Source organism: Pseudomonadota bacterium, assembly GCA_018817425.1.
Classification (GTDB): domain Bacteria; phylum Desulfobacterota; class Desulfobacteria; order Desulfobacterales; family RPRI01; genus RPRI01.
In genome coordinates this window covers 60,886-71,375 of sequence record JAHITX010000131.1, presented here as the reverse complement: position 1 = coordinate 71,375, position 10,490 = coordinate 60,886, and the positions used below count along the sequence as shown (strand labels likewise).

Sequence of the window (10,490 nt, the reverse complement as noted above, 5' to 3'; positions counted from 1 at the left end):
GCGGCATCAAAGTCTTGACAAGAAAACACCGGATATGGTTTATTGGGCGACATTTCCCAAGAGAGAGACAGCAGCTTGAATAAGCAGCTTACCCACTTAAAAAACAATTTTTGCTGTTCATACAATCCCGACCACCGCTCTGAGTCCGGCTGCATGCCATGTTGGAACGATTTAAATCACCAAACACCTGGAAATAATTTCTTACGTGTCATCGCAAAATTTGAATAACCGTCTATTTCGAATAACATTTTTTCCTCAACGTAAATTCTTCTTATGATTGCTGGTAAAAGTACAATCAAAAAAACAAACAAAGTCACCCAATTAAAAAAATAAATTATTATCCCTAAATTTGCGAATATCATACCTGCATAAGCTGGATGCCGAATAAATCTATAGGGTCCAGAATCAACAACCTTATGTTCTTCAACCTTACAAACTTTATGTGAATAATATTTTCCAAGTGTTTGAATTGACCAAAGACGAAATATAATTCCAAAAATAAATATAAAAAAGGATGAAAATAAAATAACTGAAGGTTGCGTCCATATTGATGGAAACCAAAGAGCTGTAAGAAAAGTGAGTCCTTGTCCGACAGCGTAAATCTGGCAGGTTCCAGTATCAAAGTTTTCCTTTCCTTCAGTATGGAAATCTTTTTTAGAAATTTTTGACTCAGCTATAATCCAAATGATATAAAATCCTATAAACAAAAAATCAATTTCCGAACAAACACTATTCCCACGTTTGATTCGCAAAGATCCAAGAGCAATGATTCCAATAAATAAAATTATTGGAAGAATTATTATAGTAAAATCTTTCTTTTTATTTTTCATATTAGTTTAAAATAAATCCATTAAGAAAAACTTATTCATTTATTTTAGTTTCCAACGACGAAATCAGCGGGGAGCGTAGCGAGTCCGCTGTATTTTTTTGTTAGGGTTCTTTTATTCAAAGCAACTTGCTTAGTTTCTGAGCAACAACTTCTGCGCGATTAACTGCGCCACTTTCTGAGAGGATGGAAATGTCCTCTTGCGCGTGAATTACCTTGTTCCTGATGTCCCTAATACTCTCAATTTCTTTGACCGTGCTTTTATCGATAAGTCCATTTACCCCCAAGACCACCTCACGAAGACCAAAATAAGCTGCGTTTTTAGCACCATCCTCGGTTCCAGTCTCTTGCTTCGAATTCATATAAAGAGCCTTCAAAGACTTCTCTATATTAACCCAATGATTCATGAATGCGCCGAGCAAGCGTCCGTCTTCTCCTTCACCTGATACTTCAAGAGAACAACCGAAAAGGTTGGAGAATAGTGTTTTGGCCAGCTCTGCGTAAATTTCGGCCTTTTCTTTTTCAACTGTTAAACCGTTTCCGTTGTGGTACAGTTCATTCCGGATACGGTGATACCATTCGATCTCTCCAAGGTCAATCCCATTGAGTTTGTCCCCACAATATTCTTCCAGCGCATCGAGTAATTGGGGGAAACTTTCATTGATTTCTTGAAATCTCTTCCTTCCTATTCCTATTTTGGTTATTCGCTTAGGTAGCCCAAGATATGTTTTTATGGTCAATTCAACGGCATTATCGATACTAATCATCGCAAGACGCCTGCTTATGTCTGAACCCTCTGATAGAAGCCGTAGTCCATGTCTTAGAATTTCCTCCGGCCCAGAAACCCAAGGTGGTTTACTCATCGTGACACTCCATTAAGATAAAGCATTCGGTCAAGATATTATTGCACCCTAACACCCCAAATAACCAGCCGGGCGTTTTATGATTAATAATATTTGTCAACATCAATTATTACTATGCCTACTCAATTCCGATCCGGCAAGAGAGTAGCCCGGTCTGAGTTAATTTGGCTTGTTAGAGGGCATTACTTGGGGTAATGTGTTGCGATCAGTGAATGCCCGTGCAATTAATGCTCCAATGGATTGAGCAAAACAGTAACCGTTGAATAGTGACAAATTATCTGCTTCTTGAGCTTTATAACGTTCATGTATATCAGGGAAGACTCGCAACAAATTTTTAATTTCTGCAAGGTGCTGATAACCTGAGACCTCCAAAAAATTTACAAAGATATTCTCCAAGTTATGTCCAAGCTTTTTCGCCTGTGTTTCTGTTAAGCCATCCTTTAATGCAATGAAACACTTGAGTAACATTTCTGTTGCCATCCGACAGTTCATAATTGCTCTTTTATTCGGTCGATGTTCAAGTAATAAAGTAGTAGCCGATGACAATTCTTCATATCCTGCACAGAGAAGTTGACGCCCAAATGTATCGTGATTCTTATCCTTGTATAAATCATCGTAAGCATATCCAAAATCAATACAATCAGCCCAAAAAATAATGTAATCCCAGATGGCTTTTCTATTTCCATATAGATTATCTTTAATTTTTTGAGGCATTTCATGTAAAGCATCAAGAGCATTTAGTTGAACAGAACCAAAAATTATTGGAATATTTACACTCCAGAATGTTGAATCATAATAATATGTCCCTTGGTGCTGAAATCCTACCGTATGAGCTCCTGGTTTGGTATTTGCCTCAAACCATTTAAAAACAAAATCAGCTTCAGCTGAAGGAAATATTATTGACCGATTGGTTTGCATGGAGATACGCCTAAGTGCTTCAAAAGGTCTTCTTCTTGGCTCAATATCCTCCTTACGAAATTCTTCATTTAGCTTTTCTAATTCACTCTCATTTATCATATTTATTTACCCTCTAACATGAAATTCAGCGGAAGCCGCGTCGTTTAAGGCTTCCGCTGGAATGATGGGTTAGCCATTCACGCGGTCCGCCAACGCCTGCTTGAACTTTGCGTACTCTTGCGGACTACGAAATCCCATTTCCATCAACCTTACTTGGCCGACGGCTGAGTTGATAGTAACCATTGCTTGTTTTCCAAACTGTTGAGCAAGAACCTGTTTTATCGAGGAATACGGAATTGAAAGCAATTCACTTCGAATAGCGGCACTTGGAGCAACGAGGAAAGTTTCTTCAAGGGAGATAGCGACCGGCCCTTTCATGCTTCGTGCGATCAAAATGAAAAACAGGATGGTGGCCAGAGCAAGAGTGCCGGCGAATCCCCAATACAGTGTTGACGCCTCACCAGAAGTCAAAGTGAATAGTCGAAATAGGCGTAGTCCTTTCTCATTGACGTGGGCAAAATATCCCATGCCAATTGCAAAAGCAAAGCAAAACGCCACACCAAGAAACGAACGCCAGAGTGGGATTTGGTATTCAAACTTTACAGACATCTATGGGAATCTCCTGATGGCTAACGTTATAAATAACCGGATGCCAAAAGATGCAGAGCGAAGCGGCGCAGCTTTTGGCAGACCGCGTTAATTTGCCTTGTTATGTATTTATTTTCTTTTAGGAAATTGGCCTTTTATGTCTGAGATTGCCTCATCAAAGCGCAACTCTTTGTATTCATATCGAGCAATAGCACCAGGGCCCAACATTTCTCTAAACCGTTTGTTTACATCACCGGAATTGTCGGGGTTATAAACTATTATTTTTTCTAACGGTGAAGCACCTACGGTTCCAAATGCATAAAGAAGACGAAAAAATGCATCTGTTTCTGGGAGTGAGTACCCAATGATAAATATCGATTTTGCTTCACCTAAATGTTCTGCTGCTTTACCCCAAATTTTTGATAATGCCTGATGGTGGTCAGCTTTGTTCCATGTAGGTGGGACGATAACAGGCTCTTCTTCTACTTCCACATCACTATGTTTTGAAAAATATTCTTTTAATTGTGTCCCTATTGGGATTTTACATGTGCTTTTCTTGTCCCAACCTCTTACAGAGTATTTGTTGAAATATTGATTTAGTTGCAGTGGATAAACTGTGCCGTTGTCTTTTTTTGAGGCCCAATTTAAAGAACCATGGAGTTTATACAGGGGGATTGGGTTATGTGAATTTGAGTCTGGTGGAATGCCGTAGTCTGGCCCCATACCTGCTTTGAAAAGTGCCATGTCAACGGCGATGTCGTAATTGAATGTGATTATTGAAGCTGATTGTTTTGGAAAGGATTCGTTCCTCAGGTGCTCGACCAACCCAGCAAACTCTTCATAGGGTTTTGGGACTCCAATATAGGAACTACTTGTTGGGAATTCCATTGTAGATTCAATTGTTTTTACGATTACTTCTTTAAGTGCTGAAATTACTTCAACAATTTCTTCAGCTTCGAATCCGGGTAATTTTCGAAGTACGTTTGATATTTCAAGGGCAGTGAAAATTGATTCTATGTTTGTGAGGTCTAATTGTGCTTTTGAGTGGACGGCCTGCATTGCCCCAATGGCCTTGAATACTTTTTCAAATTGTACTTTTTTGTCATTTACTTGGCCTGCACGCAATAAATGACTGGCCACATCTAGGAAATCTGCCATTAGTGGTGCGCCACATTGTTTTGATGCACCAGCACCTAATATGAAAACAACATCACTCATAATATGATTTCCTTATTGTTACACATAACTGAAAATTCACAGGCGCCCGCTGTTTGGCGTCCTGTGCAATGCAGTGTTATGGAAAATTCTGTTTTATCGCATAGTTTTTAAAGCTTTTCCCCATTTATTGTATGTACTATTTAATGATGAGCCATATAATAAGTAAACCAATTGAGGTTACCACGGCCAATTTTAGTTTATCCATTGGTCTGATCCAGCCCTTACCAGTTACAATCCACTTGAGCCAAGAGACGATTACGTCTTCAGACACATTGTCAATCTTAATGTACGAATTTTGCTCTGTAAAAAGTGCATTTTCATGCCAGGTTGAGACACGAAAAGAATCCCCCCTACATGGTTCAATCGTAATTCGTCGTACGCCTCCTGAAGTTATTCCTGAGCTACCTCTTTCGCTTTTCCACATAGTAGGGAAATGACCCAATTTAAGGGAGAATCCGCTAACCTTTATAGGAACGCTGTTATCAACGGTCGCATCTTTAAGTCGCGAAGCGATTGAGCGTATGTTGCCATACTTTAAACATATTTTATCTTTTTTGGATTCATAAGTTGCATTACTATCATCATATTTATTATTCCATTGTTTACTCCATTTATCGCTTCGGTGGCTCGCAGCATTCGCTTTAGATTCTTTACTTTTTTCAATCTTTTCAAGCCAGTTTCCCATGGGATACTCCTATATTGCAATTATGAATAACCATAACAAGTTGATCACCAGTTCAGGTGATCTTGTAATTTCGTATGATCAACATAAAGTTTTAGAAATAAACCTATAATGTTTAAGTCCAATTGCAAAAGGACTAAGGTTTGTTTTATTTTAAATTTTAACTACATATATTCTATTGACAAAATTTTTGCAATAATGCGTTTTTCAATATTACGGATATCATGCTATTTATTAAGCTATCCGTAAAGAGGAGGTTATATGAGCCAGTTTCAAAACGCCCCATTTTGGCCGATCTCTGCGTTGGGCTTAAATTTCGCATGAAGTGACACGTAGTGAAGCATAAGCGCTAACCTTTAGCGCTATCCTCGAAATACTCAATGTATTCCTGCGGTTTAAATTTTCCCCTTCCTTGTACTTGAACAAAATTGAACACTTTTCAAAGGTCTCAAATTGTCTGGAGTATATCTTGTGACCTGTGAATTTGAAGTGCCAATTTGGAACCTCATATTCATAAACCCAATTTCTGATTTTTCACAATCTCAGAAAAAACAAAAGCCCCATGCTTCAATTATCTGAAGATTTGGGGCTTGATTGTATCCGGTCATATTGAATCCTTTTGAGCGAACAATAAAATAAATTTAGATACAGGGTTGTTTGTTCCAGAAAATTTCAAAAATTGTATAATGAACATTAATACTTAAATTCCGCTATCACTTTGCATTGATTAAATCAACAGTTTTTATTATTTCTAAATGCAATTACCCTGTGCATCTCCAATCCCAAAATTTACAAAAAATACATAATATGATAATAGCTGAACTGAAATTTATTTTGTTTCGATTTGCAACTTTTAAGCTCTTGTGGAGGAAATGGATTGGTTCTGAATTTCCCCCTCACCCTGGCCCTCTCCCACGAGTGGAGAGGGAAAATACTATAATTTGATGGAGCTAAAATGAGTGATTTTTCAAAAACAATGAATGACATTTTAAACTATGGTGCTTTGAATCTTGCCATGGGAATTGGTTATAAAAACGAAATTTTCGATATTCTTGAGGATCTTGGCAAACCTGTTACTATTGCACAAATTGCTTTTGCTTCGAATCTTAACGAACGTTATCTTAAGGAATGGCTTGGTATAATGGTTACCGGCAAAATCATTGAACTGTCCCATACCAAAGACGGCGTAGATCAATATTATCTGCCGCCTGAACATGCATCATTTTTAACCCGGAAGTCGGGAAGTAATAATTTAGGAGTTTATACCCAGGAAATTCCATTGCTCACATCTTGTGCTATGGATTCTGTTAACAAAGGCTTTAAAACAGGGGGTGGGATTCCTTTTTCGCAGTATCCTGATTTCCAGCAATTTATGACAGAACTTTCCAATGCAAAACATAACGAAGTGCTTATACAATATTTTCTACCATCTGTTGACAAAGGTAAACTGGTTGAGCGTCTTAAAAGCGGAATAAGTGTTTGTGATCTTGGCTGCGGTCAGGGAGTGGCTTTACATCTTATGGCTAAAGCATTTCCCGAAAGTACTTTCACCGGTATAGATAATCATAGTAAAGCAATCAATACTGCCGGGGCAAAGGCTAAGCAGATGGGACTTTTAAATGTCATTTGCGTGGAGCTTGATGCGGCGGCAATTTGTGAGAAAGAAGAATTTATGCAAAAATTTGATTATGTTTGCGCTTTTGATTCCATACATGATCAAAGCCATCCGCTTAAAACGCTTAAGAGCATTCGATATATGCTTGCTCCGGGTGGTATGTTTTCAATGGTAGATATAAAGGCATCTTCGAATCTGGCAGACAACATGGCTCATCCTATGGGGGCATTTTTGTATACGGTAAGCCTTATGCATTGCATGCCGATAGGTTTAAATGATAATGGGACCGGCCTTGGCATGATGTGGGGCAGGGAAAAAGCGGAAAAGCTGCTGGCGGAAGCCGGGTTTGAATATATTGAAGTTTGTGAAATGGAGAATGATAGTTTCAATCTTCATTATCTTTGCAAAGTTGCCTAATAAAATCACTGCCTGTGAAATCTAAACTTGTTTTTAGTTATATGATGCTTAATATTATTCAAATAGGAGATTTATTACGATAATGTTTTGCCGCAGTTATGTGAAATTTCAAGAAAGGCGTTTTAAATGAAAAAATGGTTAATAGATAAGCTGATATGCCCGGAATGTTTAAATGAAGAAATTTCTCTGGATATAGATATTAAAGAAGAGCAAAAAGAAGATGTAATAGAAGGCGAACTTTTGTGCCCTTCCTGCAAAAGATCTTATGTAATACATGACGGTATTGCGGTAATTTTACCTGAACTAACAATGCAGGTTATATCCGATGCTTCGGGATATAATTCAAAAAGCATGTTGTCTTCGTATCTGTGGAGTCATTTTTCCGATATGTTCAATGACCCCTGTGCAACCGACGCTTATAAGGTGTGGTCTTCATTTTTCGGGGAATCAGGCGGTTTTGCCCTTGATATCGGATGTTCGGTCGGGAGATTGTCGTTTGAATTAAGCAGATCTCATTCTAATGTAATAGGTATTGATACTTCCATATCTTTTATTAAAAAAGCACGGGAATTGTTGTTTAAAAAAAGCCTGAATTTCGATTTGACCATAGAAGGCTTGCTTACCGAAGAACGTTCATGTGATTTTGACAGCACCTGGAATTATGACAGAATTGATTTTATTGTAGCAGATGCATTAAGGCTGCCGTTTACCAAAAATACTTTTTCTACGGTAACTTCTATAAACGTACTGGAAAAGGTTTCTCGCCCGATACAGCATTTGGCGGATATAAACAGGGTTTTAAATAATGAAAAATCAATGCTTGTTTTTTCCGATCCCTTTTCCTGGGATGAGTCGGTATCTGACCCTAAGCATTGGTTGGGCGGTGTGGAAAACGGAAACGGGAACAAGCGTGGTATAGATACTATAAAAAGCCTCTTTTTGGGGGAAAACAACATATTTGATCCGCCCCTGGAAATAATGGATAAAGGCAATGTTTCCTGGAAAATAAGAAAAACGGAAAATCTGTGGGAGTATATCAATTCGCAATTTATAGTGGGTACGCGAAAATAATATGATTTTAAGTCAGCAGTAATAGTATTAAGAGGTTATCAAAATTGGATAAAAAATACGGAATTTGCGGTTTATGTTTTCATAGCCCTGGCTGTGGCGCTATTATACATTTTGATATAGAAGGTAAAATAGACTGGCTGGAACCGGACCCGGATGCTCCTTCCGGTAATATTCTGTGTCCCATTGCAGGCAGTGCAAAACAAATCGTATATTCTGACAAAAGGCTAAAGCATCCCTTAAAAAGGACAGGCCCTAAGGGGACATATGAATTTGAAGAAATCTCCTGGGACGAGGCTTTTGAGACTATTACCGATAAATTAAACGAACTGAAGAAGAACTTCGGGCCGGAAACGGTAGGTATTTATGCCGGTACAGGTTCCTATGAAAGATCTTTTAAGGATGTATTCCAGTTAAAGGGATCGAAAATTTATCTGGCATCAAGCGTATTATTTCCTTTCGGTTCTCCGAATTCATTTGGTGTAGGCGCACCGTGTTATACATCATTGGGTGTTCTTGCCCCAAAACTTACAATGGGATGTTTACACATCGATATGTTTTCCGATGTTGATAATTCGGATCTTATACTGGTATGGGGTACTGATCCCTCTACTTCCACGCCACCTGAGATGTTTAAACGCTTAAAAATTGCCTCTGAAGAAGGCGCAGAAATTATAGTAATAGATCCCAGAAAAACAAAAGCAACAGAGCTTGAAGGCAGTGAATGGCTTCCTATCAGGCCTGGGTCGGACGGCGCATTGGCTTTGGGCTTGTCTCATATTCTTATAAGAGATAATCTTTACGATGCAGATTTTGCCGAAAACTGGACTTTGGGATTTGATGAATTCCGTGAGTATGTAAAAGATTTTACGCCTGAATATGTATCAAAAATTACAGGAATAGATAAAGACAGAATTGAAAGTCTGGCCAAAAGCATTGCAGATGCCGAAGGCGCATCCTATGTAATGTATACGGGTCTGGAATATACAAAAAGCGGGGTTCAGAATATACGTGCAGTAATGGTATTGTGGGCGCTTGCCGGACAGCTTGATGTTGAAGGTGGAAGATGCTTTGCAAGAAAAGAAAATCGCATTCCAATATGCAAAAGCAAACAGATTGAAACTCCCGGATTTGAAAAATCAATCGGCAATGGCAAGTTTCCGGTTTATTCTTATTATTGCGGCGGAGAGCCCCATGCCAGCCTTTTGCCTAAATCCATAATAGATGCAGATCCGTATAAGATCAGGGCAATGATTATATACGGGGCATCGCTTATAACATCCTGGCCTAATCCGGGCCTTTGGCGAAAAGCTTTGCAGGAGCTGGATTTTCTGGTTACCATGGATTTGCAGTTTACAGCAGACGCTGCCTATGCTGACATAGTACTTCCTGCAACAACGGCATTTGAACAGTCATCTTATTGCTATTATGGGTCTTCATTAAGATTAAGAGAAAAGATAATAGAACCTCTTTATGAGGCAAGATCCGGTTATGATTTTTTTGCGGAGCTGGCCAAACGTTTAGGATACGGGCATCTCTATCCGCAGAATCAGAAAGAACTTCTCGAATATATATTGAGTGAATCAGGCTTTACGGTAGAAGATTTAATGAATGCCGACAGGAATGTGATCAAAATTTCCGGGACACGGACAGAATACAGAAAATGGGAAAAAGGTCTTTTGCGAAGCGACGGCAAGCCTGGATTTGACACACCTTCAGGTAAATTTGAAATAAAATCCACAATTCTTGAAAAATACGGATACAGCGGTATTCCCAAATATGAAGAAACTCTTGAAACGTATACAGTTAATCCCAAGTTGTCAGAAAAATATCCTCTTATTTTAGGAACAGGTCCTTTAAAACCCGACATGAAATCCTGTCTGCGCGCCATACCGGCATTTATAGAGATATATCCTTCTCCTGTTGTTCAAATGAATAAAATAGATGCCAAAGAACGTGGTATAGAAACGGGAAACAAAGTAAGTATTAAAACAGCCCGCGGTTCGGTGCTGATGAGAGCACTTGTAACGGAAAAAATAATGAAAGGCTTTGCTTATGCACAGGTTGGTGGTGGCGGCCCGTTGGGACCTGATGAATGGAAAGAGGCCAATGTTAATGAATTAACGGATATGGGACAGCTTGATGAAATATCCGGTTTTCCGGTTTACAAAACACTTTTGTGCCAGATAAAAAAAAAGAAACGGGAACGCAGGAAGATAGCCGTTCAGGACCCGGGTTTGGGTTGTGTGGGCTGAT

General features: G+C 38.9%; 9 protein-coding genes. 3 read left to right on the top strand and 6 right to left on the bottom strand.

From position 1 onward, the window contains the following. Positions 1-176: 176 nt before the first annotated feature. From KKC46_22115 to KKC46_22090, 6 genes are all read right to left on the bottom strand, one after another. Positions 177-830 carry an isoprenylcysteine carboxylmethyltransferase family protein gene (locus KKC46_22115; protein ID MBU1056499.1) on the bottom strand — a complete coding sequence of 218 codons (654 nt, stop codon included), beginning with the start codon at positions 828-830 and terminating at the stop codon, positions 177-179. Between the two features lie 115 nt (positions 831-945). Further along, positions 946-1,689 carry a hypothetical protein gene (locus KKC46_22110; GenBank protein ID MBU1056498.1) on the bottom strand — a complete coding sequence of 248 codons (744 nt, stop codon included), beginning with the start codon at positions 1,687-1,689 and terminating at the stop codon, positions 946-948. Between the two features lie 159 nt (positions 1,690-1,848). Then, positions 1,849-2,706 (bottom strand): hypothetical protein, encoded by an 858-nt coding sequence (locus KKC46_22105; GenBank protein ID MBU1056497.1) that lies wholly within the window; start codon positions 2,704-2,706, stop codon positions 1,849-1,851. Positions 2,707-2,775: 69 nt separating this feature from the next. After that, positions 2,776-3,255, bottom strand: a complete 480-nt coding sequence (locus tag KKC46_22100) for a hypothetical protein (GenBank protein MBU1056496.1) — start codon at positions 3,253-3,255, stop codon at positions 2,776-2,778. A 108-nt stretch (positions 3,256-3,363) separates the two neighbouring features. Next, positions 3,364-4,452 carry a hypothetical protein gene (locus KKC46_22095; protein MBU1056495.1) on the bottom strand — a complete coding sequence of 363 codons (1,089 nt, stop codon included), beginning with the start codon at positions 4,450-4,452 and terminating at the stop codon, positions 3,364-3,366. A 136-nt stretch (positions 4,453-4,588) separates the two neighbouring features. Further along, positions 4,589-5,137, bottom strand: coding sequence for a hypothetical protein (locus KKC46_22090; GenBank protein MBU1056494.1), 549 nt, complete (start codon positions 5,135-5,137; stop codon positions 4,589-4,591). Between the two features lie 952 nt (positions 5,138-6,089). Between KKC46_22090 and KKC46_22085 the strand changes: the two genes are divergently transcribed. The 3 genes from KKC46_22085 to KKC46_22075 all read left to right on the top strand — a co-directional run bounded on the left by KKC46_22085 (position 6,090) and on the right by KKC46_22075 (position 10,489). Then, complete coding sequence (locus tag KKC46_22085; GenBank protein MBU1056493.1) at positions 6,090-7,166, top strand: class I SAM-dependent methyltransferase; 1,077 nt, start codon at positions 6,090-6,092, stop codon at positions 7,164-7,166. Between the two features lie 126 nt (positions 7,167-7,292). After that, positions 7,293-8,237 (top strand): methyltransferase domain-containing protein, encoded by a 945-nt coding sequence (locus KKC46_22080; protein MBU1056492.1) that lies wholly within the window; start codon positions 7,293-7,295, stop codon positions 8,235-8,237. A gap of 44 nt (positions 8,238-8,281) precedes the next feature. After that, positions 8,282-10,489 (top strand): molybdopterin-dependent oxidoreductase, encoded by a 2,208-nt coding sequence (locus KKC46_22075; protein MBU1056491.1) that lies wholly within the window; start codon positions 8,282-8,284, stop codon positions 10,487-10,489. Position 10,490 lies beyond the last annotated feature (1 nt).

Excerpts from the sequence above, each read along its gene's own strand:
- KKC46_22115 (MBU1056499.1), bottom strand. The coding sequence starts at position 830 with ATGAAAAATAAAAAGAAAGATTTTACTATAATAATTCTTCCAATAATT.
- KKC46_22110 (MBU1056498.1), bottom strand. The coding sequence starts at position 1,689 with ATGAGTAAACCACCTTGGGTTTCTGGGCCGGAGGAAATTCTAAGACAT.
- KKC46_22105 (MBU1056497.1), bottom strand. The coding sequence starts at position 2,706 with ATGATAAATGAGAGTGAATTAGAAAAGCTAAATGAAGAATTTCGTAAG.
- KKC46_22100 (MBU1056496.1), bottom strand. The coding sequence starts at position 3,255 with ATGTCTGTAAAGTTTGAATACCAAATCCCACTCTGGCGTTCGTTTCTT.
- KKC46_22095 (MBU1056495.1), bottom strand. The coding sequence starts at position 4,452 with ATGAGTGATGTTGTTTTCATATTAGGTGCTGGTGCATCAAAACAATGT.
- KKC46_22090 (MBU1056494.1), bottom strand. The coding sequence starts at position 5,137 with ATGGGAAACTGGCTTGAAAAGATTGAAAAAAGTAAAGAATCTAAAGCG.
- KKC46_22085 (MBU1056493.1), top strand. The coding sequence starts at position 6,090 with ATGAGTGATTTTTCAAAAACAATGAATGACATTTTAAACTATGGTGCT.
- KKC46_22080 (MBU1056492.1), top strand. The coding sequence starts at position 7,293 with ATGAAAAAATGGTTAATAGATAAGCTGATATGCCCGGAATGTTTAAAT.